We start from the raw sequence: 25622 nt of genomic DNA, 5'->3' as shown, positions 1-25622 counted from the left end.
GTTTGAGCTTTCGCAGACCCTGCCGCAGCCGTGGCAAGACCGGCCGCCGCTGCACCCACGACGCCCCGCCGTGAGATCGAACCGTCCTCGTTTCGCGCCATGCCGCCGGCCTTTCGCTGAATCAGATCACCCGTTAACTGTTCGGGAGAGCCTCGGTTCGATCACGAACGCGGCTTCATGGAGCCTTTCAATGACAGACCTCTCCGCTTTTCCCATCACGCGCCGCTGGCCCGCAGCCCATCCCGACAGATTGCAGCTCTACTCCGTTCCGACCCCCAATGGGGTGAAGGTCTCGATCATGCTGGAAGAGATCGGCCTTCCCTACGAGCCGCACGCGATCAATATCGGCGCGAACGAAACCTGGACCGAGGAATTCCTGTCGCTCAATCCCAACGGCAAGATTCCGGCCATCATCGATCCGGACGGACCGGGCGGAAAGCCCTTCGGTCTCTTCGAATCCGGCGCGATCCTGCTCTATCTCGCGGAGAAGAGCGGCCAGCTCCTGCCGAAGGACCCGGCGCTCCGCTACGAGACGATCCAGTGGGTCTTCTTCCAGATGGCGGCGGTCGGCCCCATGTTCGGCCAGCTCGGCTTCTTCCACAAGTTCGCGGGCCGGGAGATCGAGGACAAGCGGCCGCTCGAACGCTATCGCGCGGAGTCGAAGCGCCTGCTCGGCGTCCTCGAACAACGCCTCGACGGCCGCCCGTGGATGATGGGAGACGACTACACCATCGCCGACATCTCCCTGCTCGGCTGGGTGCGCAACCTCGTCGGCTTCTACGGCGCCCGCGAACTCGTCGAGTTCGACACGCTCAGGAACGTTCCCGCCTGGCTGGAGCGCGGCCTCGCCCGTCCCGCCGTGCAGCGGGGCCTTGAGATTCCGAAGCGGCCCTGAGAGGGATGAGGCTGGTTCCCGCGTGGTCAACGCATTGCGCGGGATCGAAAGGCCGCCCTGGCGCGAATGACATCGCTTCCGTCATGCCCGGCCTTGAGCCGGGCATGACGGCGGAGGGCCCCTATCCCAACAGATCCCGCAGCGCGCGCATGAAAACCCTCGCGCCGATCGGGATCAGATCGTCCGGGAAATCGTAATCGGGATTGTGAAGCGCCGCGTGATCCTCGCCGGAGCCGAGGAAGAACATCGCGGCGGGCGCATTCGCCCCCAGGTGCCCGAAATCCTCCGAGGGGCGCATGGGCAGGTCGCCCCGGTCGTGGGGCACGCCCTCGGCATCGAGGGCCCGGCGCAGATGCGCCACCGCCTCGGGTGCGTTCTCGCAATGGCGGAAGATGTCGCTGTAGGATACCGCGACGGACAGGTTCCCTGCGCGGGCCGCATCCTGCGCCAGGCGCTCGGCCTCGGCGACAAGGGCGTCCATGCCCGCATCCGTGAGCGTGCGCAGCGTCGCCCAGACCTCGCCATGGGCGGGCGCGATCCCGAAGGCCGGCTCGCCGATCCGGGCATGCGTGACCGTCACCATCGCGAAGCTCTCGTCCATGGGGCCGCCGCTCCCGAGAGCCGTGAGGGCCGGCATGAGACGGGCCACCGCACCGACCGGCGACAGCCCGGTCTCGGGCATCGAGGCATGGGCCGTCTTGCCCGTGAACACGATGCGCATGCCCCGCGAGGCGCAGCTCACCGGCCCCTCGATGAGGGCGACTTTGCCGAAGGCCATGCCGGGCAGATTATGAAGGGCGAAGACCGCATCCGGAGCGATCTCGCGAAATTTCGGGTCTGCGACCACGGCCGCCGCGCCCGCCCCGGTCTCCTCGGCCGGCTGGAACAGCAGCACGGCCCGGCCGCGCTGCGGACGCCGGCGGCTCAGGCCCAGGGCAAGCGCCGCGAGGATCGCCATATGTCCGTCATGGCCGCAGAGATGCGCCTTGCCCAAGACGCGCGACCGGTGCGGCGCCTCGGAGATCTCCTCGATGGGCAGGGCGTCGAGCTCGGCGCGGACCATGACGGTGGGCCCTGGCTCGCGTCCTTCGAAGATGCCCGCGATCCCATGCCCGCCGAGCCCGGCGACGATCCGGTCGGCACCGGCCGAGGCGAGAAACGCCTGAACCGTGCGGGCCGTCTCGACTTCCTCGCCCGAAATCTCGGGGTTGCGATGCAGCCCGCGCCGCCATTCGGTCAGCGCGACGACGTCCTGATGGGTCAAGAACATGAGAAGGTCTCCGTCCCGCTCGGGAAACAGCACCGTGGTGAGATCAGGCTGCCCCGGTCTCCCGGCCGACCGCAATCGCCTGCTCCGCCAGGTGCAGGGCCGATGCGCGCGAGCGCGCCCCGCAGATGAAGCCGCTCGGATGGCAGAACACGCCGTCCGGAATACCGGAAGCCTTCGAGAACGCCTCCTCCTGCAAGCCGCGCCAGGCCTCCGGCAGGGAAAGCCTCTGGCCGAAGGAACTCGGCTCGGGCGGGACCGTGCGGCAATACCAGGAGGTCGAGTCCTCGTTGGGATAGATCACGAAGAGGAGATCCGTCAGCCCGCTCCCGAACACCGCCTTCTCCCAGGGGAGCTTCCGGTCGAGGACGATGACGCGAGGATCCCTCGCCTCCGTCGCGGCCTTGAGCACAAAGGCCGTCGCGCGGGCTTCCGCATGGGCCTGGCGGCAGACCCGCCGCAGGATTCCATCCGCGAGCCCGACCGCCTCCGCGAAAGCCTCGTCATAGGTCTGCGTGCTGTCCCAGGTCGGGTTGAAGGCCTCGATCAGCAGGGCGAGATGGCTGGGGGACGCAGTCGCGACGCCGTTATCCGTCCGATCGATGGGAAGAATGATGCTGGCATCGACATCCTGCCAGACGGAATCGCGTTCCCCGTCGCCGATATCCGGCACGAAACGGGACAGGGCGGCCCGGCCGTAATCGCGCCAGATCAGGCCGACCGAGCTGTAGGGCGTGCCGTCCTCGCGCCGCGGCAGGTCGCGCATGTGATGATCGTACCGCCTGCGGGCCGGATCGTAGGCCCCTCCGACGTCGAAGACGATATCGGCAGCGGCGATCAGAGCCGTGTCGCGGGTGCGGGAGAAATCGAAGTCCCCGAGGGCGGCCCGCAGGACGGCGGAGGCGAACACGTCATCCGCGTGGAATGTCCCGCTATGGGTTACGACCTTCATTCTTTCTTCCCGCATTCTTTCTTCCCGTCGGCCCATCGAGAACTCTGCGACTCCAGTTTTGCGACGCCCGGAACAGCCAAGCTGCGGACGGGCCATATAACCTTATCACGCGCGCCTGCGATAGCGCCGATGGACCTGAATAGTCATTTTCCTGGTTATGGCGAAAGGAGTTCTTTCGAGTGAGACGACGCAAGGCCCGCGTGCCCGCCGCTTGACCTTGCCACGATAGGAAGGTCCAGAACTCCCAGAATCCCCACCGACGAAGGATTCCGTCATGTTCCGTTTCCACGTTCCGAAGATGGCCTGCGGCGGCTGCCTCGCAGCCGTTACGAAAGCGATCGAGACGCTCGATCCGCAGGCGCGGATCGACGGCGACCTTGAAAATCGCACGATCGCGGTGACGTCGGACAGATCCGAGGCGGCGCTGCTCGCCGCGTTGGACGAGGCCGGATACGCGGCCAAGCCTGTCTCGGAAGCTCTCTGAGGCAGCCTCGCTCCCTGTCGAAGGAACCCCTCCCCCATTCCGTTCAAGGATAATGAATATGCTCCTACGCTATCTTCTCGTCTCGGCAGCCGTCATCGCCCTGCCATCCCTTGCGATGGCGCAGGGGTCCGGCCACGGCGGCCACTCCATGCCCATGCAGACGCAGCGGTCCACGGACACCGCCGCCACGAAGGAATACCGCGAGGCGAACGCCAAGATGCACCGCGACATGGACATCCCCTACACGGGCGATTCCGATATCGACTTCGTGCTCGGCATGATTCCCCACCATCAGGGCGCCATCGACATGGCCAAGGTGGCTCTGCGCAACGCCAAGGACGAGCAGATCCGCAAATGGGCCACGGACGTCATCCGCGAACAGGAACGCGAGATCGCGGAAATGCGGGCCTGGTTGAAGCAAAAGGGCGTCCAGTAAGGGCTGGGCGCCCCGGTTCCCTGTGGGTATCGTCGCTTCGACGGAGCGGCCGTTTCCACCTTGGCAGTGTCAATCCGGCCCTGGAGCGTGTACAGAAGCGTCGCTGCGCACTTGTGGGGAGTTCTCTGCTTCGAACGAGAGGGCTCGTGCGTTAACGGGTATCCCTTGCGGGCGACAGGAAAGGAAAAACCATGTTCACGCTTACAATCAGCGACAAGCCGATTGCCATTACCAATGCCGATGAGGAGGAAGCCCGCGAACTCCTCATGAGCGAGGATTTCAAGGAAGACCTCAAATATCTGGAGACCGAAGGCGCTCCGATCTGGGACGGCTTCGCCACGCTCAATGTCCGGCCTGCGACCGACGAGGAGAAGGCGGAGTTCGAGGATGCGGATTTCGACGACGAGGACGACGAGGACGATGAGGAGGAGGAGGACGGCCCCTACATCATGTTCCTGGTCGATGTGACCGATCCCGACGAAGTCGAGGACGAGCCCTAAGCCTTAGCGCCGAAAGGCATTTTCAAGAAAGCCGCGCCCGGAACGCCCGGGCCCGGCACCCCATCGAGCGAACGGGCCGGAACAACCCCTCATGCCGCCGAGGGCGCCGAATGAGAACCCTGCTCCGTCTGATCGGCCTCGTGACCGGCCTCATCCTGGCCATGCCCGCCCTGGCGCAGGACAAGGTGCTGAGCGTTGCGGTGGTCACGCGGGCAAAGCCGCCCTCGCAGCCGGTGTCCCGCCTGGACGACGTCGTCACCGAGGAGGGCGCGGCAGGCGCCCGCCTCGGCATCGCCGACAATCAGACCACGGGCCGCTTCACGGGGCAGCGCTTCGTTCTCGTGGAGAAACGGCTCGACCGGGACGAGGATCCGGTGCTCGCGATCCGGGCGCTCGCGGACGACGGCATCGGGCTCGTCATCGCGGCGACGGATGGAGCGACGCTCGGAGCGCTCGCGCGGGTCGCCGCGACCAGGAACATTCTCCTTCTCAATGCCGGCGCCCCCGACGACAGCCTTCGCAACGAAGCCTGCAGCCGGGACACGCTTCACACGCTGCCGAGCCGCGCCATGATCGCGGACGGGCTTGCGCAGTATTTCGCGTTCAAGCGCTGGAAGCGCTGGTTTCTGGTGACCGGCCGGCAGCCGGGCGACCGGGAACTCGCGGAGGCCTACAGGCTGGCCGCGCGCAAATTCGGCATGGAGATCGTGGCCGAGAAGGACTGGACCTTCCAGCCCGGCAACGGCCGCACCGATACGGGGCACGTGCAGCTCCAGACCGAAATCCCCACCTTCACGCAAGGCCCGGACTACGACGTGCTCGTGGTGGCGGACGAAGCCGGCGAGTTCGGCGATTACCTGGAAGGGCGCACCGCCCGCCCGCGCCCCGTCGCGGGGACGCACGGCCTCGTTGCGACCGGATGGAGCCCCGTCACGGAGCAGTGGGGCGCGACGCAGCTCCAGAACCGCTTCGAGAAGCAGGCGAACCGGCGGATGACCTCCATCGACTACGCCGCCTGGGCCGCCGCCCGCGCCATCGGCGAGGCCGCCTTCCGGACGAAGAGCACCGATCCGGGCACCATCGAAGCCTACATGCGCAGCCAGGATTTCCTGCTCTCCGGCTTCAAGGGGCAAGGCCAGGGTTTTCGCGAATGGGACGGGCAGATGCGCCAGCCCATTCTCATCGTGAACCAGCGGCTGCTGGTCTCGGCCTCGCCCCAGGCGGGCTTCCTGCACAGGGGATCGGAGCTCGACAGCCTGGGAACGGACAAGGACGAAAGCCGATGCAAGTTCTAAGGCCCAGCCTTCTCTTCTGCCTCATCTCTCTCGCGAGCCCCGTCGTCGCGGAAACCATCTACGTCTCCAACGAGCAGGACAACACGATCTCCGTCATCGACGGGAAGAGCCTGACGATGACCGCGACCATCGCGGTCGGGCGGCGCCCGCGCGGGATCGCCCTGAGCCATGACGGGACGAAGCTTTACGTGGCGGTCGGAGACGACGACCGGATCGACGTGGTGGATCTGAAGACGAGGCGTGTGGAAAGCGCGATTCCCTCGGGCTCGGATCCTGAATTCTTCGCCGTCCATCCGGATGGACAACGACTGTTCGTGGCAAACGAGGACAACAACCAGGCTTCCGTGGTTGATCTGCCCAAGCTCGCGATCGTGCAGGAGATCGAGGTCGGCGTGGAACCTGAGGGGGTCGGCGTGAGCCCGGACGGGCAACTCGCCGCCGTGACGTCCGAAACCACCAGCATGGTCCATGTGATCGATGCGCGATCGCTGGAGCTGATCGACAACATCCTCGTCGACACGCGCCCGCGCATGGTGCTGTTCTCCCCCGACGGCAAGCAGATCTGGGTATCCTCGGAACTGCGCGGCACGGTCTCGGTGTTCGACGCGCAGACGCGCGCGCCCCTGGCCAAGATCGGCTTCGAGGTGCCCGGCGTTTCGCGCGACCTGGTTCAGGCGGTCGGCCTTCAGCTCACCCCCGACGGGTCCCGCGCCTATGTGGCCCTCGGACCGTCGAACCGGGTCGCGGAGGTGGACGCCAGGACATTCAAGGTGCTGCGCACCTATCTCGTGGGCCAGCGGGTCTGGCACGTCGCCCTCTCGCCCGCGGGCCAGCGCCTCTACACCGCCAACGGCAATTCGAACGACGTCTCCGTGATCGATCTCGAAGACCGGAGCGTGATCAAGAGCGTCGGCGTCGGCCGGTCTCCGTGGGGCGTGGTGGTGGCGCCGTGACGGCCCTCGTTCTCGACAACCTGAGCCATCGTTTCGGCAAGCGGAGCGCCCTGAGCGAGGTCGGCTTTTCCGTAGAGCCGGGCATGTTCTGCGTGCTTCTCGGCCCCAACGGCGCCGGGAAGACGACGCTGATCTCCCTGGTGACCGGGCTTTATGCGGCCCGTCACGGCGACATCCGGGTCCTGGGGCACCGTCTGCGGACCGAGCCGCTGAAAGCCCTCGCCCAACTCGGGGTGGTCTTCCAGGCCTCCACCCTGGATCTCGATCTGAGCGTTTCCGAAAACCTGCTCTATTTCGGCTCCCTGCACGGGCTCACCCGGCGGGAGGCCAAGGAGCGCTCCGCCGCGGAACTGGAGCGCCTGGGGATCGCCGAGCGCATCGACGAGAAGGTGCGCGACCTCTCGGGCGGCCTGCGGCGGCGGGTCGAGATCGCCCGTGCGCTCATCCATCGCCCGCGGGTGCTCATCGTCGACGAGGCGACGATCGGGCTCGATGTACCGACGCGGCGGGCGCTGCTCCAGCATGTCCGCGTCCTCTGCCGCGACCAGGGCGTGAGCGTGCTGTGGGCGACCCATATGCTCGACGAGGTCGAGCCCGGCGACCGCCTCGTCGTCCTCCACCAGGGCCGCGTGTGCTGGCAGGGTCAGGCGCAGGATCTGTCGCTCACCGCCTCGGACCTGTCCGAAGCCTTCGTCCGCTTGACGGGGCAGGCCGCATGAGCGCGCTCCATGCCTTGCGCGCCCTGAACGGCATCGTCCGCCGGGAGAGCCTGAAGATCCTCGGACAGCACGGACGGCTCGCCGCCTCCATCGTGCGTCCGCTGGTCTGGCTGGGCATTTTCGCGGCGGGGTTCCGGTCCGTCCTCGGGCTTTCCATCATTCCGCCCTACCAGACCTACATCCTCTACGAGGTCTATGTGGTGCCGGGGCTCGCGGCCATGATGCTGCTCTTTCACGGCCTGCAGACCTCGCTCTCCATGGTCTACGACCGGGAGATGGGCTCCATGCGGGTTCTTCTGACCGCCCCTCTGCCCCGCTGGTGGCTCCTCGCCGCGAGACTGATCGCCAACACGATCTCGATCGTTCCGATCGTCTATCTCTTCCTCGCCCTCGCGCGCTTCTGGGACGTTCGCCCGCCGCTCCTCGGCTATGCCGCCGTCCTTCCGGCCCTCCTCGTCGCCGGGATGATGCTGGGCGCTTTCGGGCTTCTTCTCTCGGCCTTCGTGAGGCAGCTGGAGAATTTCGCGGGCGTGATGAATTTCGTGATCTTTCCGGTGTTCTTCGCCTCGACCGCGCTCTATCCGCTCTGGCGTCTCGACGAGGTGAGCCCGCCGCTGGCGCTGGTCGCACTGGTCAACCCCTTCTCCCACGCGGTCGAGCTGATCCGTTTCGCCCTCTACCTGCGCCTGGAGCCGACCTCCCTTGCCGTCTGCCTCGGCGCGTTCGTGGCGTTCCTGAGCACGGCCGCCTGGGGGTACGATCCCGGGCGCGGCCTCTGGGCCCGCAGGGCTCGGGCCTGAGAGGAACATACCCGTCCGAGGATCGTTAAGCTCGGCGATTATCGAGGTGTGAGGTTGTGGGGATGCAGGCTTGGCCATTCTCCGCCGTGGTGCCGTTCAAGCCTTGTTCTCTCTGGCCCTGTGCCTTCCCGCCCTCGCCCAGCAGCAGCCCGTCCCGGCAGCGCCGCCGGCAGCCGCTCCGAAAGACGACGGCCAATGGACCATGCCGGCCAAGAACGACGCCGGCACCCGCTACAGCGAACTCGATGAGATCAACACGGATAACGTGAAGAACCTGCTGGGCGGGCGCCCTCGTGTCGAACGATCTCGACCCGCGCGGACACGGCCGCAAAAAGGCTCCGCCAACGCCATGCGCGACTTGAAGGATGTCACGACGAAGGGAGGAACGCTGTATGTCTTCACGCTTCCCTAAAGCCATTCTCGTGGCGGCTCTCCTGACCGCCGGTGCTGCCGAGGCCCGCGAACTCAGGGTCTGCGCCGATCCGAACAACCTGCCCTTCTCCAACGACAAGGGCGAGGGCTTCGAGAACAGGATCGTCGACCTGATCGCCCGCGATCTGAATGCCACACTCGCCTATACCTGGCGCGCCCAACGCCGGGGGTTCCTGCGGGAAGGGCTGAGAGCGGAAACCTGCGATCTGGTGCCGGGCCTCCCGAGCAATATCGAGGGCGTGCGCACCACGTTTCCCTATTACCGCTCCTCCTATGTCTTCGTGACGCGCATGAACGAGGCCGCGCCGCAATCCTTCAACGATGCGGTTCTTCGCACAGTGAAGGTCGGCGTGCAGCTCGTGGGCGACGACGGCTGGAACACGCCGCCCGCCCATGCCCTCTCCAGGCGGGGCATCGTCGAGAACGTGCGCGGATTCAGCCTCTATGGCGACTATCGCGAGCCGAACCCGCCGGCCCGCATCATCGAGGCGGTGGCCGACGGAACCATCGACGTCGCCATCGCCTGGGGGCCTCTCGGCGGCTATTTCGCAACCCGGGAATCCGCTCCGCTGAAAGTCACGCCGGTCAGGCCTCTCTTCGACGGCCCTCAACTGCCGATGGCGTGGGACATTTCCATGGCGGTCCGGAAAGAAGACGACGCGCTGCGCCAAGAGATCGAAGGCGCGCTCACGCGCCTCAAGCCGCAGATCGACGCCATTCTCGCGGAATACGGCGTTCCGCGCCTGGACCAGCCATCGAAGCGTACGGGGATTCTGCCATGAGGCCTCGTAACGGACATCACGGCCCGGGAACACCGGGCAAGGCGGGCCCGTTGGCCGTTCATGTCTTGGCTTGTTCAACCCCGCCTCGTGAACGATCCCTTCGGCGATCCTGGCGTCTATCTCGATTTCCGGTTCGGACGCCGGGCGATCCTGTTCGATCTGGGGGACGTGAGCGCGCTTTCCTCGCGCGAATTGCTGCGGGTGAGCCATGTCTTCGTCTCCCATACCCATGTCGACCATTTCGCCGGGTTCGACCGTCTGTTCAGGCTGTGCCTTCACCGTCCCTCGCCGCTCGTCCTGATCGGTCCGCCGGGCTTCACGGATCGGATCGAACACCGGATCCGCAGCTTCACTTGGAACCTGCTCGACGAGAACTCGGTCGATTTCGGCCTCCGTGCCATGGATTACGACGGCTCCCGCCTCGTGCGGGCGGCCGAGTTCCACGCCCGCGAGGCTTTCGCCCGGCGCGACGTGCAGGCGCCGCAATTCGCGAAAGGCCTCGCATGGGCGGAGGCCGACTTCGTGATCGAGGCGGTTGCCCTCGATCACGGCATTCCATCGCTCGCCTTCGCGTTGCGGGAGGTCATGCAGGTGAATGTCTGGCGCGGCGTTCTGGCCGAGATGGGAGTGCCGCCGGGGCCCTGGCTGAACGAGGCGAAACAGGCGGTGCGCCGTGGCCTGCCGGACGATCATCCGATCCTCGTGCCGGACGGCAGGATTCTCAGGCTCGGAGAGCTGAAGCATCGCGCCCTGCGCCTGGCCCCGGGCCAGGTGGTCGCCTACGTCACGGACGCCGCGCCTCATGCGGAAAACCGCGCCAGGATCCTGCGACTGGCGAAGGAGGCGGATCAGCTCTTCATCGAGGCCGTGTTTCTCGAAAGCGACCGGTCCCTTGCCGAAGCCTCGCGCCATCTGACCGCATGGGAAGCGGGCGCCCTCGCCCGCGAGGCCGACGTGCGGCGCGTGACGCCCTTCCACCATTCGGCCCGCTACATCGCCGAACCCGATGCGCTTCGGCAGGAAGTCGCCGAGAGTTTTCAGGGCGGCGAAGCCCGGTCCCTGACCGCCTGACCGGATCACCGCGCCGGGAAGACCGCGTCGTGGATCTGTTCCGGGTCCGGACGCTTCTTCGACTGGAACCGCAGGACCCGGTAGCCGCAGGATTTGAGGATCTGGTCGCGCTTGGCGTCGCGCTTGGCATCGTGCGAGCGGTCGTCGAGCTCGATCAGGGCGATCACCTCCATGTCGCGGGCGATCGCCCAGTCGACGCGGGTGTTGGAGATCTGCTTGAAAGCGACCCAGAAGGTGCGGCTGCCCTCCCGCGCGTCGGGCCGCACGAGAGCCAGAAGCGGCACCTGCGGCCAGATCTCGCAATCGGGAAGCGCCTGGAGCAGGCGCCGATAGAATTCGCGCTCGTTGGCGGTCATGACCGACACACGGCGATAGCGGACGCGGCGCACCCAGACCAGCGCGACGAGGAACGCCAGGACGAGCAGGGTGATGCCGCCCATCCATGCCCAGGACATATTCTCAACCATCGCCCCCTCCCGATCTTAAGGCCCGGCTCCATGAAACCGAGCCGCGTGGTCCTGCGTCTTCTTATTGCCAGGTCGAAGCCTTGGGGAGAGTGAAGATGGACCTCAATCGTCGCGCCTTCGTGCTGGGCGTTCCAGCCGCAGCCGTCTGCTCGAGCCTTCCGGCGGCTCCGAGCCTCGCTCAACAGCTGGGGGCCCGCTCGTCCTATCGGGCGGTCTACGCCCCCATCGAGAACGACCTCTATCCGGTTCCGGGGATCGACCTATCGCGGATTAATCCCAATTACCTTCGCCGCGTCGTCGCCTATGACAGGGACGAGGAGCCCGGCACCATCGTGATCGATCCTCAGAGCCGCTATCTTTACCTCGTCCTGAGGGACGGCGTGGCGGTCCGGTACGGCGTCGGCGTGGGGCGCGCCGGCTTCGGCTGGTCGGGCACCGCCGTCATCAAGGACAAGCAGGAATGGCCCGACTGGTACCCGCCGAAGGAAATGTTCGGACGCCAGCCCGAGCTGATGAGGCAGATGGGCGATCTGCCCGGCGGCCACGGCATGCCCGGAGGACCGGGCAATCCCCTCGGGGCCCGGGCCATGTATCTCTGGCAGGGCAACAAGGATACGCTTTATCGCATTCACGGCACCTTCGAGCCCTGGACCATCGGCACCAACGTCTCGTCCGGCTGCATCCGCATGATCAACCAGGACGCGATCGACCTCTACAACCACACGCCTCTCGGCACGAAAGTGGTGGTTCTCGGGTCCGGAAGCCGGCGCGGGCCGCATACTGCACAGGCTACGTAGCGCGCGAACGAAGTATTAAGCCTATTTTTGCCATGGTTGACCGCCACACCTCTCGTAAGGGTAGCGGGATAAAACCAAAATGCGGGACATCACGGACCGACCGGGACGGTCGTTCGGCAAATATCGTGCGGCGGGTGTGCTCGCGGACAACTGCGGGCATGTCAGGAAAACGAGCCTAAAGATTGCTTATCTTCTTGCCGGAGCGGCCGGTCTTCTTGCGCTGTACCCGTGGAACACGATCGTTCAGGCGGAGGGCGAGACCCGCACCCTGAGCTTCGTCCACACGCATCGCCAGGACAGCGTCACCATCACGTTCCGTAGGAACGGATACTATGACGAGCAGGCCCTGAACCAGCTCAACTGGTTTCTGCGGGACTGGCGCAACGACAAGCCCGCGCGCATGGATCCCCGGCTCTTCGACGTCCTGTGGGAGGTCTACCGCGAGTCCGGATCGCGCCAGCCCATCCACATCATCTCGTCCTACCGCTCGCCCGAGACCAATTCCGCCCTGCGCGCCCGGTCCAGCGGGGTAGCGGAGAACAGCCAGCACATGCTCGGCAAGGCCATGGACATCCGCCTGCCCGACGTCTCCACCGAGCGGCTTCGGGAAGTCGCCATGCGCCTGCAATACGGCGGCGTCGGCTATTACGCCTCGTCCAATTTCGTCCATGTGGATACGGGCAATGTCCGCGCCTGGCCCCGCATGTCGCAGCAGCAGCTCGCGCGCCTCTTCCCGGACGGGAAGACCGCTCACCTTCCCGCCAACGGCAAGCCGCTCCCCGGCTACGAGCAGGCCAGGGTCGAGATCGCCTCCCGCAACGCCGCCCTCGCCCAGCAGGCTTCGGCGGGCGGCGGCTCCATCGGCTCGGTTCTGGCGAATGTCTTTGGGCGGAAGACGCCGCCGCAGGCTCCCGCCCAGCAGCAGCCGATCCAGGTCGCATCGGCTGCGCCCGAGGCTGTCGCTCCGCCCGCGCCCCTGCCGCCGCAGCGGCCGCAGGATCTCGCGCCTCAGGCGGCGCCTCGGGTCGCGTCCTTCGAGCCGCCGGTACCGCCCGCCCGGATCGCACTCGCGGCGCAGCCGGGCGGCAGACCCACGGCCTCCTTCGAGCCGATTCTGGGCTACAACGTGAGGGCGGCCGTCCGTTCGCTCTTCGAGCCCAAGACCGCGTGGCTCGACAACGGGTTCTCGGCGGAGACGCTCGACGAGCTGAGCACCGCGCGCTTCACGGGCCCGGCGATCAAGCCTCTTCCACGACTCGAGCAGGAACCTCCCAGAAACGTCTGGGCGAACGCCGGCTGACGGGTTCAGGTCGGATCAGATGGCCGCCGCGAAGACGGCGAGCGAGGCGACCGCGAAGACGAGCACTCCGATCCCGGCGAGGATCCAGCGGACAGGAAGCGGCGTCTCGTCCGTGGCCTGAGGCGGCTCCGGAACAGGAGCCTTCGGCGCAGGCGCAGGTCTCGTGTCCGGCGCGCCCTGCCGCGCCCGCGGCCCGGGAAAGGGGATGATCTGAGCGCTGCGTCGCGGGCCCGGTGCTGCTGGTTTCTGGTGGGCCGGAAGCAGACTCTCCTCGAGTTCGACCGGAACGCCTGTTTCCTCCAGATGGACCACGACGAGCGCGATCTCTTCCGCGCTCATGCGTTCGATGGGAAGGCTGGCGCGAAGGTCCGCCGTCGTGAGATGCCCCCGCTCCCGCCCGAGGGAGACCAAACGGCCCAGAATGTCGCTGTCGAATGCCGGCTGCATGAGGACATCACCTCAAGGTTCCACAAGGCTTAACAGCCTAACGCCGCAATCCGGCGAGGTGTTGCACGGGATGGAGGGATGTCCGGCGACATTTTTCAAGAGCGGCCGCTCGGGTCCGGTCCGTTCAGTTCTTCGTTGCGCCGGAGGCTTCCTGAAGCGCCTCCTTCTGCTGCCGGACCTGCTCGGAGAGCTGCTCGGCGATCGCCGCGAGGCGGGCTGCCGCCACGTCCTTTCCGAGCACCTCGACCTGACCGGCGAGGCCGACGGTGAGCAGGGACTCGAAGATGATGTCGGCCGGCAGGCCCTTCTTGATCAGCTCGATGGCGAGCTTCTGCCATTGGTCGGCGAGCTGGATGCGGAGAGCGGAGGTGTCATCGGTCATGGTCTGATCCATACACGATCGGGCGCATCCTGTCCCCGGCAATCGTCCCGCGGCCGGAGCCTGTCACGCAGCTTACATGGAACGATCCTAAGGCAGTCTCGTCACAGGAGACGGAGAAGCCAAATGGACGAGCACAAGGGCCGCCTTCGCGCGAGCGAGCTGGAGGATTCGGGCGATGTCGGCATCAACCCGACGGCGAACCTCACGATGGGCGAGATCATCGCCGCGCGCTTCAACCGACGCGATCTTCTGCGGGGCTCGCTCGCCGTGGCGGCGATTTCCGCCACGGTCGGAACCAGGGCCCTGGCGGCGAACGAGCAGCCGGCCAGGAAGGCACAGGCGGGCTCCTTCGATTTCGCCGAGATCGAAGCCGGCGTCGACCAGACGCACCACGTGGCCGAGGGCTACGATGCCCAGGTGCTGCTGCGCTGGGGCGATCCGATTTTCGCGGATGCCCCTGAATTCGATCCCATGAACCAGACGGCCGAACGCCAGGCCCGCCAGTTCGGCTACAACAGCGACTTCATCGGCTTCATCCCGCTCGACGGTTCGAGCGACCGCGGCCTCCTCGTGGCGAACCACGAATATACGAACGAGGAGCTCATGTTTGCCGGCGTCGGCATCCAGGACTCCAAGGATGCCGATTTCGCCAAGATGACGAAGGAGCTGGTGGATATCGAGATCGCGGCCCATGGCGGCGCCGTCGTCGAAATCCGCCGCGTCGACGGCAAGTGGCAGGTGGTCAAGGATTCCAGGTACAACCGCCGCATCACTGCCGACACGCCCATGGAGATCACGGGACCGGCCGCCGGACACGAGCGCATGAAGACCGCCGCCGATGCGGGCGGCCGCCAAGTCCGCGGCATGGTCAACAACTGCGCCGGCGGCGTCACCCCCTGGGGCACCTGGCTGAGCTGCGAGGAGAACTTCAACGGCTATTTCTGGGGCAAGGTCGGCGACAACCATCCCGAGGCCAGGAACTACAAGCGCTACGGCATCGGCACGCCCGCCTATGCCTGGGGCAAGTTCTACGACCGTTTCGACATCGCCAAGGAGCCCAACGAAGCCAACCGCTTCGGCTGGGTCGTCGAGATCGATCCCTTCGATCCGAACTTCGTGCCGAAGAAGCGCACGGCGCTCGGACGCACCAAGCATGAAGGCGCGGCGGGCATCACCAACCGCGACGGCCGCTACGTGATCTATCTCGGCGACGACGAGCGCTTCGACTACGTCTACAAGTTCGTCACCGCCGGAAAGGTCGACCCGCAGAACAGAGCCGCCAATCTCGGCCTGCTCGACGAGGGAACCCTCTATGTGGCCCGGTACAACGCGGACGGCACGGGCACGTGGCTGCCGGTGGTCCATGGACAGGGGCCGCTCACCGAGGCGAACGGCTTCAGGAGCCAGGCCGACGTGCTCATCGAGACGCGCCGCGCGGCGGACCTTCTCGGCGCCACCAAGATGGACCGGCCGGAGGATATCGAGGCGAATCCGCAGACGAACCGCGTCTACGTGATGCTCACCAACAACACGCGCCGCAAGGAAGACCAGGTGGACGCGGCGAACCCGCGCGCGAACAACGCTTTCGGGCATATCGTCGAGATGATGCCGGAGGGCGCGGACCACGCCTCGACCGCGTTCAAATGGGAAGTCCTGGTCAAGTGCGGAGACCCTGCGGTGGCGTCCGTGGGTGCGACCTTCTCGTCCGAGACCACCCGGAACGGCTGGTTCGGCATGCCCGACAACTGCGCCATCGACAGCCAGGGCCGCCTCTGGATCGCCACCGACGGCAACAACGCCAAGGCCACGGGCCGCGCCGACGGTCTCTGGGCGCTCGAAACCGAGGGCGAGCTGCGCGGCACCTCCAAGCATTTCTTCCGCGTCCCGGTGGGCGCCGAAATGTGCGGCCCCTGCTTCACGCCCAACGACGAGTCGCTGTTCCTGGCGGTGCAGCATCCCGGCGAGCCGGAGGACGGCGTTCAGGCGAGCTTCGAAAACCCGATCACCCGCTGGCCGGATTTCAAGGACGGCGTTCCGCCCCGCCCCTCCGTGCTCGTGATCACGAAGAAGGGCGGCGGCAAGATCGCCTGATCCGCGCCATCGTCATTCAAACGTCGTTCAAAAATTCAAAGGAGCCCCTAGAGCATCGTGCGAAGAAGTGGGAACCGGTTCTTCGCGAAGAACGATGCTTCATCAAAGAGAGAGAGAGCAAGCATTCTGATCCCGTCAGAATGCAATTTGCTCTCGTGGCTCCTTTGTTCGTTCAGGGAGCAGGCGGGCGATCGGCCCTCGGGCCGCGCGCTGGCGATGTCTTGATATGGGGAATGTTGGGAAGGGAGAGAGTGGCGCGGGCGACGGGGCTCGAACCCGCGACCTCCGGCGTGACAGGCCGGCACTCTAACCGACTGAGCTACGCCCGCGCATTTTTCTCTTCCACCGCGTCGAACCGAGGCCCGACATTTCCGCTGGGGAGGCCGCGCTCGTACCGGTGATTGGCCGGGCTGTCAAATGTTGTTTTCGTCATCCACAGCCCGGACCTGCTTTTCACAGGACGATTTTCGTCGATCAGTCCCGCGTGCTGATGGAAAACACCTCGTACCCTGCCCCATCGAGCACGCGCACCGCCTCGATCTCAGGATCGCGGGATTGCGGCCGGCGGGCGAGCGAGAACACTTTGGCGGCGCGCTCCTTCGCCTTCTCCACGGAATCGGTACGGACCATGATCCGACGGATCACCCCTCCGCCCGCCTCCTCCGAGGCGATGGTCTCGATGCGAAAAATTTCAACCACGCGAGTGGAACTCCCTCTTGGTCCCTTTGCGGACCCGGAGGGCCGCGTCGGCGATAAACTGCTCCGTTCTACGCCCTCTGGCGCTGGAGCTTGTCGAATTTTCTGATCAGGCGATCCCGTTTCAGGCTGGACAGGCGGTCGATCCAGAAGATGCCGTCGAGCTGATCGATCTCGTGCTGGTGGCAGACGGCCATCAGGCCCCCCGCCTCCTCCTCGCGCTCGTCGCCGTCGAGATCGCGATAGCGCACCCGCACGCGAGCATGCCGCTCGATCTCGTCCGTGACGCCGGGCATGGAGACGCTCCCCTCCACGTGACGGATCGTCTCCGGCGAGGCCCAGACGATCTGCGGGTTCACGTAGAGGCGCGGGGCCGGGTCCGCATCGAGCTGGATCACCACGAGCCGCTCGAGCGCTCCGATATGGGGAGCCGTGATGCCGATGCCAGGAGCCGCCCGCATGGTCTCCGCCAGATCCCGCGCCAAATCGCGGAGTCCACCGTCGAAGGCGGCAACGGGCTGCGCCTGCAGGCGCAGGCGCGGATCGGGGAAACGCAGGATGGGACGGATCGCCACAGGCCGGGTCCTTTCACGCAGGCGTCTTACTTGTACCGGCCGTCGCGCTGCAGCACTTCGATCCTGTAGCCGTCGGGGTCCTGGATGAAGAAGAACTTCGCCAGCCGCTTCTCCTGATGCATGAGTTCCCGGATCGGCATGGGATTCAGGCCGAGCTGCGTCAGGCGGGCATGGTCCGCCTCCAGGTCGTCCACGGAGACGGCGAGATGACCATAGCCGTCGCCCGGAGCATAAGGCTCGGTGCGGCCGTGATTGATGGTCAGTTCGAGCTCGAACTCGCTTTCCGGATTGCTCAGATACACCAGCGTGAAGCCGTCGAAGGCGAGCCGCTCCGCCGCATCGAGGCCGAAAGCCTTGCCGTAGAAGTCGCGCGAGCGCTGCTCGTCCAGAACCCGGATCATGGAATGAATGGCTTTGGCCATGGTGAAACTCTCGTTGAATCGAAACTTGAAGAGTGGCGGACGTCTCAAAGCGGTCACAGCCCATAGCGCATCGGGCGAAAAAGTGGACCCGGTTTTTCGCTTAAGCGATGCGCTCTTCCATGATGGGAGCATCGGAGCGATCCCAGAAGCGGAATCCACTTTCCACGTCCGATGATCTGGTCGAGAAAATGTGAACCCGCCAAGCTTCCGAAACGGCGCAGGGCGCGGAACCCTGTTTCGGTCCTAATTCTTGACTTGGCACGGAGGCATCACACCCGCAACCCCTTATCGCCTCCGCCAACTCCAAGCCCCGTTCAGCCCGCGTTGGAACGGGGCTTTTTCATGGGCTTTCTCATGGGCTTTCTCATGGGCTTTCTCATGGGCTTTCTCATGGGCTTTCTCCGTGAGCCTTTTCCCGGACGAATCATTTGTCCAGCATCTCGGCGATCGAACGGATGCGGTTGCGGACATAGCTCGGCAGCCCTGCGCTGATGGAGTTGCCGGTATTGAAGGAGCTCTTTCCCATGAGCACCTGAACCGGGATGAGATTGCGCAGGACCGGGACGCTCGCGAACTCCTTCTTCTGCTGCAGGACGTCCGTTTCGATGCCCAGCGCCATGAAGACGGTCGCGATGGTCTTCGCCCGGTCCGCCGGATCGGGCTGGAGGACGGCGAGCAGCTTTCCGAACTGCATCACCTGATTCACGTCGAACAGGGTCTGCTCGAGCACGCCCGTCACCGGCTCATCCAGATTGGTGAGCTTCACGAGGCCCGCCTGATCGATCTCGGAATGCGGAATGACCCGGATCTCGCTCTGGAACTCCATGAACTCGGAGATCTTCTTGCCGCCATCCTCCAGTTTGTTGGCGAGCCGGATGCCCACCGGCAGCCGCCCTTCGAGCGGATAGCGGGATTCGATGCACAGGCTTTGCGGGGCCTCGCACCAGCGCCGGTCCGGGTGGCGGTTATGGGCGCTCTTCGGATCGATGTTGGGACGCGCCTGATCGGCCGTGATGCGATGGTGCCGGATCGAAGGGTCGAGCTTCTCCACGACGTCGAGAGTCACGAACCGTTTGAGATCGATCGCATCGGCGGGCTTTGCGATGAGAAACCGCGTTTCCACCACGTACATGTGGAGCTTTTCGACATAAGGTTTCTCGATGCCGTGGACCGACACCATGATCCTGGGCTCCACATAACCGGGAAAGGGGCTCAGGAAGCGTTTCTGCAGCGGCCGCTCCCGGGACCAGTCCTCGAATTTCATGAGGCCGGTCTCGCCGTCCGCGATCCGGTCCGCCGGTCGATCGCTGAACAGGATCGTTCCCGGCTTCATCCGCGCAGGCGCGACCGCCGTGACGGACGGCACTTCCTCGACCCGATACTCCTCGGCCAAAGCCTGAGACATGGACAGGGAGAGAGCCGCCAGGGCGATCAGGCGCCGGCACTGGAGAAGACGTGCTTTCATCAATAGACCCGTTGGTAGCCCCAGGGATAATCGGGATCGACCCGGTGCGGTCTCGAGCGAGGCTCGTCCTCCCACCACCAGCGCCCGCCCGATTCCGGACGGCGCTGGACGGGGGCGTTCTGCCGGAAGGAATCCAGCCAGCTCTGTCCGGGCATGTAAGGTGCGTCCTCATAGGGACTGGATGTGCCGAAATCGTCCCCGTCGCTCCAGGGATCGGGATTGCGGAAGGCATAGACCTGGTCCTGAGGCACGAGGCGGTACTGCGTTTCGCTCAAGCGTCCGAACCAGTTCAGCCGGAAATATTCCGTGAAGGCGCCGCGCTCCCCGTTGGTGAGCCGGTCGCCGGAATTGAGATCGATCGGCAGGGCGACGAGCTGCTTGGCCGCCTGGGGCGATGGCGGGCTCAAGGGCGTTTTGGGAATGTGGGATTTCCAAGCGGCCTCCATGATGTCCTTGAAGATCGGCGCCGCCACCTTCGCGCCGGTCTGCCCGCGCCCGAGCGTCCGGCGCTTGCCGTCCGCATTGTCGTGCCCCACCCAGACCGCGACGGTCACGTCGTTCGAGAATCCCACGAACCAGGCGTCGTTCTCGTCGTTCGACGTCCCCGTCTTGCCCCCGACATAGGGAGCAAGAGCCTTCAGGTTGCGCGCGGTGCCCCGCTCGAGGACGCCCTGCAGCATGGATTTCAACTGGTAGAAGGCGGCGGCGTCCGCGGAGCCGAGCCGCACCGGGGATTGCGTCTTGCGGCTGTAGACGCGCCGTCCCTGCTCCTCGATGCTCTCGACGACGTGGGGCACCGGCATGGCCCCCTCGTTGGCGATGGCGGCGTAGAACGCGGCCAGATCGAGGATCCGCACCGGCTGCGCGCCGAGCACGAAGGGATAGTGCGGCGTGCATTCGAGATAGAGCTGCGCCTCCAGGGCGAGATCGCACACGTCCCGCAGGCTTCGCGCCGGATCGGCCTCGATGCCGCCGTCGAGGAGGCGGGCCGTCACGAGGTTCTTCGAGTTCTCGAGCGCTCTCCGCAGCGTGACGATGCCGCCTCCGCCGCCGTCGTAGTTCTTGGGCGACCAATAATCCTGCTCCCGCGCGGCGGAGCTGCCGTTCACGGGTGGAAGGGTCACGGGCGCGTCCCACAGCAGGGTGTTGGGCTGCAGCCCCTTCGAGAGGGCGGCCAGGTAGACCATCGGCTTGAACGCGGAGCCGGGCTGGCGATGAGCCTGCGTCACGCGGTTGAGCTGGCTCAACGGATAGGAGAAGCCCCCGGCCATCGCGAGGATGCGGCCCGTCCTGTTCTCCAGAACGACCGCTCCGCCCTGCACGCTCGGCGGCACGCGCAGGTCGGCGCGGACCGCCCCCTTGCCCTTCTGCTCGACGACGCGCACGCGCACCACGTCATAGAGTTTCAGGTCGCGGCGGGCGGCCTCCCAGGCATTGAGCGGCAGCACGCGTCCGTCCGGCAGGCCGACCCGCAGGACGCCCGCCCCCTTCTTGCCCCCCCTGCCCGTCTCGATCACCACGGCGGCGGGCCAGCGGACGTCGTAGAGCGGCAGCCGCGCATTGGCGAGCGCTCCGCGCCAGGGCGGCGCTCCATCGTCGCTCGGGCCGCCCGCGAGCGCCTTGACGGCCTCCGCGAGATTGGTCTCGGCCGCCTGGAAGCGCTGCCGGCCGATGCTCATCTCGTAGCGCGCGAGCCCCTCCTGCAGGGCCGCCTCGGTGTCCCGCTGCAGGTCCGCGTTGATCGTCGAGCGCACCGTATAGGAGCCGGCGGTCAGGCTTTCGACGCCCGCAAGGCTGCGGGCGTCGCGTTTGAGATGATCGACGAAATAGAAGCCGCCGTCGCGGCGCGGACGCTCGAAGGGAATGCGCGGCGGCAGGGCGGCGATGGCCTGCCGGACCTGCTCGGCGTCGAGGAAGCCATCCTCCTGCATGCGGCTCAGCACATAGGCCATGCGGTCTCGCGCGCGTTCGGGCTGGGTATCCGGATTGTAGTAGTTGGGCCCTTTCGCCAGCCCTGCGAGAAGCGCGCCCTCCGCCACCGAGAGCGCTTTCGCGCTCTTTCCGAAATAGCTTTGGGCCGCCATTTCGATGCCCCAGGAGTTGCGCCCCAGGTAGATGGAGTTGAGGTAGATCTCCAGGATCTCCGCCTTGCTGAGGAGCTTCTCGGCGCGGGTGGCGACGATCATCTCGCGCATCTTGCGATCGTAGGTCACGTCGTCGCCGACGAGGAGGTTCTTGGCCACCTGCTGCGTGATGGTGGAGCCGCCGGCCGGCCGGCCGGGATCGGTGAGATTGTTCATGAAGGCGCGGATCACCCCGCGTTCGTCGACGCCCGAATGCTGATAGAACCGCTTGTCCTCGGCCGAGACGAAAGCCTGCTGCACCGATTTCGGAATATCCGCCAGCGGCACCCACATGCGCCGGTGATCGGGCTCGTACACTTCCGCGAAACGCCGGCCGCTGCCGTCCAGGATCACGCTGGTGCCGGGCAGCCTGAGGCCCTTCAGCTGTCCTGCATCGGGAAGGTCGGCCACGGCCTTGTTGTAATAGGCGATCACTTCGCCGAGATCGACGGGCGAGGGCTCCACCGTCTCGTTCTTGCAGAACAGCCGGTAGCTCGCGTGCAGGTCGCCGAAGCTCAACCCCTTGAGGATCTTGAGGTCGCCGGCGACCGCCTGCGGATCGTCCATGGCGGTCGTGATCAGATCGTCGAGATTGATGTCCTCGATGTCGAAGGCGCGCCGCATATGGGCACAGCCCAGCTTGAGGATTCCGGCCACCTCCTCCCGGTCCTGGACGGGATCGAAGGAGGTCTTCACCGCCTCCGGGGTCGCCAGAACCTGGCTCAAGGTAAGAGCCGTTGCGAAAATCTTGACGAGGATCGCGCTCATTCCGCCGCCATCATGGAACGACCCTGCTCATTCGAAAGCCCGGTCCGCGATGAAACGGGCCGGCAGGCCGCCGGTCCCCTCATCCTGTCGGAAGAAGGCTGGATGAAAGCTCGATAGTACGGCTGTTTTAGGACCGGCATGCGAGTCCATATGGAGCGGAAAAGCCAGGCTTCCCAGCCTGGCCGATCATATTTTCCGCCCTAGTGGCCGTGTCCACCTCCGTGAAAACGGTTCCCTTCCCTGGGCTGTCGCATACTCGACCGGGAACCGGATCCGGTTCCCACTTTTGCGTTCGAGGCTCTAGCCCCGCCCGACGAACGGCATCTTCGTGGCCATGACCGTCATGGTGAGCACATTGGCCTCAAGGGGCAGGCCCGCCATGTAGACGACGGCGTCCGCCACATGAGCGGGATCGATGGTCGGCTCCGCCATGACCGTGCCGTTCGGCTGCAGGACGCCCGTCGACATCCGCGCCGTCATGTCGGTAGCCGCATTGCCGATGTCGATCTGCCCGCAGGCGATGTCGTAGGCGCGGCCATCGAGCGACGTGGATTTGGTCAAGCCCAGGATCGCGTGCTTGGTCGCCGTATACGGCGCCGAGAAGGGACGCGGCGCATAGGCCGAGACGGAGCCGTTGTTGATGATGCGTCCGCCTCTCGGGTCCTGCGCCTTCATGATCCTGAACGCTTCCTGCGTGCAGAGGAAGGCTCCGGTCAGGTTGGTGCCGACGACGTTCTGCCATTGCTCCAGCGTCAGATCCTCGAGAGGAACCGGCGGCGCGCCGGTTCCCGCGTTGTTCACGAGCAGATCGAGCCGTCCGAACCTGTCTTTCGCCTTCGCGAACAACGCCTTGACCGAAGCCGCGTCCGCCACGTCGGCGGTGATCGGGAGAGGCGTCCCGCCGATCTCCGCCGCCGCCTTTTCGAGCACCTCCTGACGGCGGCCGGCCATCGCAACGTGATAGCCCTCCTTCAGCAGGGCGGCGGAAATCGCCTTTCCGACGCCGGTTCCGGCACCGGTCACGATGGCGACCTTGGAATTCATGCTCATGTTCTCCTCCTCGTGGAACCGGCCAAGCTTTTTCGCGTTCGCATTCTGCCAATCGGAAAGGAGTCCGTCATGCGCAATCGTGTCCTACGCCCGGCCGCCACTCTGGCCGTGATCACCCTTCCTCTTGCTCTCGCGGCCTGCCAGAGCGGGACCGCTGCGGGCGCTGCGGGCGGAGCCGTCACTGGCGCCCTCGTCGGCGGCCCGGTGGGCGCCGCCGTGGGCGGCGTTGCGGGTGCCGCCGTCGGCGCCGCTTTGTCCCCCGAAGAGACCGCGCGCGTCCACACCTATACGGTCGCCCAGCGCCGTCCGTCCATCCGCGTCGCCGAGGACGTAGTCGTCGGCCAGCCGCTTCCGCCGCGTGTCCGTCTCTATTCCGTTCCGCCGAGCGTCGGCCTCGCCAATCCGTACAGCTATACGATCGTGAACGACCGCACCGTTCTCGTCGATCCTCAGACCCGCACCATCGTCCAGGTCATCGAGTGACGCCTCCCGCTCTCAATTGAATTCCACTCTCTCTTGAATAAGGCAGCTCTCTCAGGCAGCCTTATTCCTCCCCCCGCGAGTCCGCTCCTTCCGTCGGTTCACGGCCCAGGATCGTCGTCATCCCATGTGCCATCCCATGCTCCGAACCGGCGCCTTGCGACACCGCCCCTGCCCTCTTCCCTTCTCCCGGCAGAACACCCGAACGATTGTCCGGCGCGGCGTGCCGGCGCCGGGTTCTGGGGACCGTGATTCTTCGCTTGCATAACGCTGCGGATTGCTTATATCGGCGCAACCCGGCGCGACGCCCTTTCGGCCTCGCGCTTGTTTTTTTCCGGATCACACGGCGGCCGGGCCGGGCAGCGATGCCCGGAGCGGACGTGGGCGTGCCGGAACCGGCGACGGGGTCCCTCGTTGCCGGCCTGATCCATGAGCCTTGTGGTTTTGCGGCGTGTTCCGCGGGACGGCTGGCTCCTCTGGAGGCAAATCCTGAGTATCGGTCGAGGTCCTTCGGGGCGTTCGACGGTTCGGCCTGGGCGACCTGCGTTGTCCGGGCACGGTTTTGCTTGGCCTGTTCGATGACGTGCCGGACGAACACTGCGAAGATCTTTCGACTTTCTTTGCAGATGCCGGTTGACGGCGGCGGAATGTTCGATTAGACAGCTCTTCATCGGCGGCGGCCTTCGGGACTGCCGCGTCGGCGAGGGTCCTTCGGGGCGTTTCGCTCCGGTCTTCGGACCGGGACTGGTCTTCGGACCGGGGTTTTGCTCTTTGACAAGTGAAGAAGGAAGAAGAAGCGCAGGCGGCGGTGTCCTTGCGGCGGCCCTTTGGGGCTGCTTTGAACAAGACATCGACCAGGTCTTGCGCTTTTGGTGAGTACACCGCTCCGGTTTTGGCCGGAGTGAGAGGTGCTCTGTCAATTTTGCGTTTTAAGACGAACAGTCGAGATCGAATTCTGAAGTTCAACTTGAGAGTTTGATCCTGGCTCAGAACGAACGCTGGCGGCAGGCTTAACACATGCAAGTCGAACGGGCCCTTCGGGGTCAGGCAGACGGGTGAGTAACGCGTGGGAACGTGCCCTTCAGTTCGGAATAACCCAGGGAAACTTGGGCTAATACCGGATACGTGCGAGAGCAGAAAGATTTATCGCTGAAGGATCGGCCCGCGTCTGATTAGCTGGTTGGTGGGGTAATGGCCCACCAAGGCGACGATCAGTAGCTGGTCTGAGAGGATGATCAGCCACATTGGGACTGAGACACGGCCCAAACTCCTACGGGAGGCAGCAGTGGGGAATATTGGACAATGGGCGCAAGCCTGATCCAGCCATGCCGCGTGAGTGATGACGGCCTTAGGGTTGTAAAGCTCTTTCGGCGGGGACGATAATGACGGTACCCGCAGAAGAAGCCCCGGCTAACTTCGTGCCAGCAGCCGCGGTAATACGAAGGGGGCTAGCGTTGTTCGGAATCACTGGGCGTAAAGGGCGCGTAGGCGGCTTTGTCAGTCGGGGGTGAAAGCCTGTGGCTCAACCACAGAATTGCCTTCGATACTGCAAGGCTTGAGACCGGAAGAGGTTAGTGGAACTGCGAGTGTAGAGGTGAAATTCGTAGATATTCGCAAGAACACCAGTGGCGAAGGCGGCTGACTGGTCCGGATCTGACGCTGAGGCGCGAAAGCGTGGGGAGCAAACAGGATTAGATACCCTGGTAGTCCACGCCGTAAACGATGAATGCCAGCCGTTGGCGAGCTTGCTCGTCAGTGGCGCAGCTAACGCTTTAAGCATTCCGCCTGGGGAGTACGGTCGCAAGATTAAAACTCAAAGGAATTGACGGGGGCCCGCACAAGCGGTGGAGCATGTGGTTTAATTCGAAGCAACGCGCAGAACCTTACCAGCCTTTGACATGTCCGGTATGGGGAGTGGAGACATTCCTCTTCAGTTCGGCTGGCCGGAACACAGGTGCTGCATGGCTGTCGTC

Annotated in this window: 26 protein-coding genes, 1 tRNA gene and 1 rRNA gene (1 of these 28 running past the window's edge); 16 read left to right on the top strand and 12 right to left on the bottom strand. The window is 65.4% G+C overall.

Annotated elements, in window-relative coordinates; translation table 11 throughout:
- Positions 1–190 precede the first annotated feature (190 nt).
- Positions 191–895 carry a glutathione S-transferase N-terminal domain-containing protein gene (locus tag RE429_RS09585; protein ID WP_414474044.1) on the top strand — a complete coding sequence of 235 codons (705 nt, stop codon included), beginning with the start codon at positions 191–193 and terminating at the stop codon, positions 893–895.
- Between the two features lie 121 nt (positions 896–1016).
- Here the strand turns inward: RE429_RS09585 and RE429_RS09580 are convergent, their stop codons facing one another.
- Entirely contained in the window at positions 1017–2165 is a 1149-nt protein-coding gene (locus RE429_RS09580; protein ID WP_414474043.1) for an amidohydrolase, read from the bottom strand.
- A 43-nt stretch (positions 2166–2208) separates the two neighbouring features.
- Positions 2209–3114: an MYG1 family protein gene (locus RE429_RS09575; protein WP_414474042.1), complete on the bottom strand. Its 906-nt coding sequence runs from the start codon at positions 3112–3114 to the stop codon at positions 2209–2211.
- Between the two features lie 274 nt (positions 3115–3388).
- Here RE429_RS09575 and RE429_RS09570 point away from each other — a divergent pair, with 274 nt between their 5' ends.
- The 10 genes from RE429_RS09570 (at position 3389) to RE429_RS09525 (ending at position 10586) form a co-directional block, all read left to right on the top strand.
- Entirely contained in the window at positions 3389–3598 is a 210-nt protein-coding gene (locus tag RE429_RS09570; RefSeq protein ID WP_414474041.1) for a heavy-metal-associated domain-containing protein, read from the top strand.
- Positions 3599–3656: 58 nt separating this feature from the next.
- A complete protein-coding gene (locus RE429_RS09565; protein ID WP_414474040.1) occupies positions 3657–4034 on the top strand; it encodes a DUF305 domain-containing protein in 378 nt (125 codons plus the stop codon).
- Between the two features lie 191 nt (positions 4035–4225).
- Complete coding sequence (locus tag RE429_RS09560; RefSeq protein ID WP_414474039.1) at positions 4226–4534, top strand: hypothetical protein; 309 nt, start codon at positions 4226–4228, stop codon at positions 4532–4534.
- A 110-nt stretch (positions 4535–4644) separates the two neighbouring features.
- Positions 4645–5829, top strand: coding sequence for an ABC transporter substrate-binding protein (locus RE429_RS09555; RefSeq protein WP_414474038.1), 1185 nt, complete (start codon positions 4645–4647; stop codon positions 5827–5829).
- On the top strand, positions 5817–6782 hold the full coding sequence (locus tag RE429_RS09550) for a PQQ-dependent catabolism-associated beta-propeller protein (RefSeq protein WP_414474037.1): 966 nt from the start codon (positions 5817–5819) through the stop codon (positions 6780–6782). The genes RE429_RS09555 and RE429_RS09550 overlap by 13 nt, the downstream gene beginning before the upstream one ends.
- Positions 6779–7501: an ABC transporter ATP-binding protein gene (locus RE429_RS09545; RefSeq protein WP_414474036.1), complete on the top strand. Its 723-nt coding sequence runs from the start codon at positions 6779–6781 to the stop codon at positions 7499–7501. Before RE429_RS09550 ends, RE429_RS09545 begins: the two co-directional genes overlap by 4 nt.
- Positions 7498–8301 carry an ABC transporter permease gene (locus tag RE429_RS09540; RefSeq protein WP_414474035.1) on the top strand — a complete coding sequence of 268 codons (804 nt, stop codon included), beginning with the start codon at positions 7498–7500 and terminating at the stop codon, positions 8299–8301. Before RE429_RS09545 ends, RE429_RS09540 begins: the two co-directional genes overlap by 4 nt.
- 70 nt (positions 8302–8371) lie before the next feature.
- The gene (locus RE429_RS09535; RefSeq protein WP_414474034.1) at positions 8372–8713 is read left to right on the top strand and encodes a hypothetical protein; all 342 of its coding nucleotides are present in this window, start codon (positions 8372–8374) and stop codon (positions 8711–8713) included.
- Positions 8694–9515 (top strand): substrate-binding domain-containing protein, encoded by an 822-nt coding sequence (locus RE429_RS09530; protein ID WP_414474033.1) that lies wholly within the window; start codon positions 8694–8696, stop codon positions 9513–9515. Before RE429_RS09535 ends, RE429_RS09530 begins: the two co-directional genes overlap by 20 nt.
- Before the next feature lie 60 nt (positions 9516–9575).
- On the top strand, positions 9576–10586 hold the full coding sequence (locus RE429_RS09525) for a ribonuclease Z (RefSeq protein ID WP_414474032.1): 1011 nt from the start codon (positions 9576–9578) through the stop codon (positions 10584–10586).
- 5 nt (positions 10587–10591) lie between these two features.
- Here RE429_RS09525 and RE429_RS09520 read toward each other — a convergent pair whose 3' ends face one another.
- Positions 10592–11053 (bottom strand): DUF2726 domain-containing protein, encoded by a 462-nt coding sequence (locus RE429_RS09520; RefSeq protein WP_414474031.1) that lies wholly within the window; start codon positions 11051–11053, stop codon positions 10592–10594.
- Between the two features lie 95 nt (positions 11054–11148).
- Between RE429_RS09520 and RE429_RS09515 the strand changes: the two genes are divergently transcribed.
- Entirely contained in the window at positions 11149–11850 is a 702-nt protein-coding gene (locus RE429_RS09515) for a L,D-transpeptidase (RefSeq protein ID WP_414474030.1), read from the top strand.
- Between the two features lie 79 nt (positions 11851–11929).
- Complete coding sequence (locus RE429_RS09510; RefSeq protein ID WP_414474029.1) at positions 11930–13150, top strand: DUF882 domain-containing protein; 1221 nt, start codon at positions 11930–11932, stop codon at positions 13148–13150.
- 15 nt (positions 13151–13165) lie between these two features.
- Here RE429_RS09510 and RE429_RS09505 read toward each other — a convergent pair whose 3' ends face one another.
- Together RE429_RS09505 and RE429_RS09500 are read right to left on the bottom strand one after the other, a co-directional pair.
- Positions 13166–13597, bottom strand: coding sequence for an RNA polymerase sigma factor region1.1 domain-containing protein (locus RE429_RS09505; RefSeq protein ID WP_414474028.1), 432 nt, complete (start codon positions 13595–13597; stop codon positions 13166–13168).
- Positions 13598–13721: 124 nt separating this feature from the next.
- On the bottom strand, positions 13722–13979 hold the full coding sequence (locus RE429_RS09500; RefSeq protein ID WP_370437936.1) for a hypothetical protein: 258 nt from the start codon (positions 13977–13979) through the stop codon (positions 13722–13724).
- A 123-nt stretch (positions 13980–14102) separates the two neighbouring features.
- Between RE429_RS09500 and RE429_RS09495 the strand changes: the two genes are divergently transcribed.
- On the top strand, positions 14103–16070 hold the full coding sequence (locus RE429_RS09495; protein WP_414474027.1) for a PhoX family protein: 1968 nt from the start codon (positions 14103–14105) through the stop codon (positions 16068–16070).
- A 252-nt stretch (positions 16071–16322) separates the two neighbouring features.
- Here the strand turns inward: RE429_RS09495 and RE429_RS09490 are convergent.
- From RE429_RS09490 to RE429_RS09460, 7 genes are all read right to left on the bottom strand, one after another.
- Positions 16323–16399: transfer RNA gene (locus RE429_RS09490), tRNA-Asp, on the bottom strand.
- 145 nt (positions 16400–16544) lie between these two features.
- Positions 16545–16769 (bottom strand): hypothetical protein, encoded by a 225-nt coding sequence (locus RE429_RS09485; protein ID WP_414474026.1) that lies wholly within the window; start codon positions 16767–16769, stop codon positions 16545–16547.
- 68 nt (positions 16770–16837) lie between these two features.
- Positions 16838–17341 (bottom strand): peptide deformylase, encoded by a 504-nt coding sequence (locus RE429_RS09480; RefSeq protein ID WP_414474025.1) that lies wholly within the window; start codon positions 17339–17341, stop codon positions 16838–16840.
- A 26-nt stretch (positions 17342–17367) separates the two neighbouring features.
- On the bottom strand, positions 17368–17763 hold the full coding sequence (locus tag RE429_RS09475) for a VOC family protein (protein ID WP_414474024.1): 396 nt from the start codon (positions 17761–17763) through the stop codon (positions 17368–17370).
- Positions 17764–18187: 424 nt separating this feature from the next.
- Positions 18188–19228 (bottom strand): hypothetical protein, encoded by a 1041-nt coding sequence (locus RE429_RS09470; protein ID WP_414474023.1) that lies wholly within the window; start codon positions 19226–19228, stop codon positions 18188–18190.
- Complete coding sequence (locus RE429_RS09465) at positions 19228–22119, bottom strand: penicillin-binding protein 1A (protein WP_414474022.1); 2892 nt, start codon at positions 22117–22119, stop codon at positions 19228–19230. Before RE429_RS09465 ends, RE429_RS09470 begins: the two co-directional genes overlap by 1 nt.
- Before the next feature lie 300 nt (positions 22120–22419).
- Positions 22420–23169, bottom strand: coding sequence for an SDR family oxidoreductase (locus RE429_RS09460; RefSeq protein ID WP_414474021.1), 750 nt, complete (start codon positions 23167–23169; stop codon positions 22420–22422).
- Positions 23170–23238: 69 nt separating this feature from the next.
- Here RE429_RS09460 and RE429_RS09455 point away from each other — a divergent pair, with 69 nt between their 5' ends.
- Together RE429_RS09455 and RE429_RS09450 are read left to right on the top strand one after the other, a co-directional pair.
- Complete coding sequence (locus tag RE429_RS09455) at positions 23239–23652, top strand: DUF1236 domain-containing protein (protein WP_414474020.1); 414 nt, start codon at positions 23239–23241, stop codon at positions 23650–23652.
- 960 nt (positions 23653–24612) lie between these two features.
- Positions 24613–25622, top strand: a 16S ribosomal RNA gene (locus tag RE429_RS09450) (it continues 475 nt past the right edge of the window).

Origin of the sequence: Microvirga sp. M2 (assembly GCF_047497095.1) — a bacterium.
Classification (GTDB): domain Bacteria; phylum Pseudomonadota; class Alphaproteobacteria; order Rhizobiales; family Beijerinckiaceae; genus Microvirga.
The sequence above is the reverse complement of the archived record's forward strand: the minus strand, read 5'-3'. Positions and strand labels throughout refer to the sequence as shown.

Bases quoted from the DNA above. Each gene is read 5' to 3' on its own strand.
- RE429_RS09585 (WP_414474044.1), top strand. From the start codon at position 191: ATGACAGACCTCTCCGCTTTTCCCATCACGCGCCGCTGGCCCGCAGCC.
- RE429_RS09580 (WP_414474043.1), bottom strand. From the start codon at position 2,165: ATGTTCTTGACCCATCAGGACGTCGTCGCGCTGACCGAATGGCGGCGC.
- RE429_RS09575 (WP_414474042.1), bottom strand. From the start codon at position 3,114: ATGAAGGTCGTAACCCATAGCGGGACATTCCACGCGGATGACGTGTTC.
- RE429_RS09570 (WP_414474041.1), top strand. From the start codon at position 3,389: ATGTTCCGTTTCCACGTTCCGAAGATGGCCTGCGGCGGCTGCCTCGCA.
- RE429_RS09565 (WP_414474040.1), top strand. From the start codon at position 3,657: ATGCTCCTACGCTATCTTCTCGTCTCGGCAGCCGTCATCGCCCTGCCA.
- RE429_RS09560 (WP_414474039.1), top strand. From the start codon at position 4,226: ATGTTCACGCTTACAATCAGCGACAAGCCGATTGCCATTACCAATGCC.
- RE429_RS09555 (WP_414474038.1), top strand. From the start codon at position 4,645: ATGAGAACCCTGCTCCGTCTGATCGGCCTCGTGACCGGCCTCATCCTG.
- RE429_RS09550 (WP_414474037.1), top strand. From the start codon at position 5,817: ATGCAAGTTCTAAGGCCCAGCCTTCTCTTCTGCCTCATCTCTCTCGCG.
- RE429_RS09540 (WP_414474035.1), top strand. From the start codon at position 7,498: ATGAGCGCGCTCCATGCCTTGCGCGCCCTGAACGGCATCGTCCGCCGG.
- RE429_RS09530 (WP_414474033.1), top strand. From the start codon at position 8,694: ATGTCTTCACGCTTCCCTAAAGCCATTCTCGTGGCGGCTCTCCTGACC.
- RE429_RS09525 (WP_414474032.1), top strand. From the start codon at position 9,576: ATGTCTTGGCTTGTTCAACCCCGCCTCGTGAACGATCCCTTCGGCGAT.
- RE429_RS09520 (WP_414474031.1), bottom strand. From the start codon at position 11,053: ATGGTTGAGAATATGTCCTGGGCATGGATGGGCGGCATCACCCTGCTC.
- RE429_RS09515 (WP_414474030.1), top strand. From the start codon at position 11,149: ATGGACCTCAATCGTCGCGCCTTCGTGCTGGGCGTTCCAGCCGCAGCC.
- RE429_RS09510 (WP_414474029.1), top strand. From the start codon at position 11,930: ATGCGGGACATCACGGACCGACCGGGACGGTCGTTCGGCAAATATCGT.
- RE429_RS09505 (WP_414474028.1), bottom strand. From the start codon at position 13,597: ATGCAGCCGGCATTCGACAGCGACATTCTGGGCCGTTTGGTCTCCCTC.
- RE429_RS09500 (WP_370437936.1), bottom strand. From the start codon at position 13,979: ATGACCGATGACACCTCCGCTCTCCGCATCCAGCTCGCCGACCAATGG.
- RE429_RS09495 (WP_414474027.1), top strand. From the start codon at position 14,103: ATGGACGAGCACAAGGGCCGCCTTCGCGCGAGCGAGCTGGAGGATTCG.
- RE429_RS09475 (WP_414474024.1), bottom strand. From the start codon at position 17,763: ATGGCCAAAGCCATTCATTCCATGATCCGGGTTCTGGACGAGCAGCGC.
- RE429_RS09470 (WP_414474023.1), bottom strand. From the start codon at position 19,228: ATGAAAGCACGTCTTCTCCAGTGCCGGCGCCTGATCGCCCTGGCGGCT.
- RE429_RS09465 (WP_414474022.1), bottom strand. From the start codon at position 22,119: ATGAGCGCGATCCTCGTCAAGATTTTCGCAACGGCTCTTACCTTGAGC.
- RE429_RS09460 (WP_414474021.1), bottom strand. From the start codon at position 23,169: ATGAGCATGAATTCCAAGGTCGCCATCGTGACCGGTGCCGGAACCGGC.
- RE429_RS09455 (WP_414474020.1), top strand. From the start codon at position 23,239: ATGCGCAATCGTGTCCTACGCCCGGCCGCCACTCTGGCCGTGATCACC.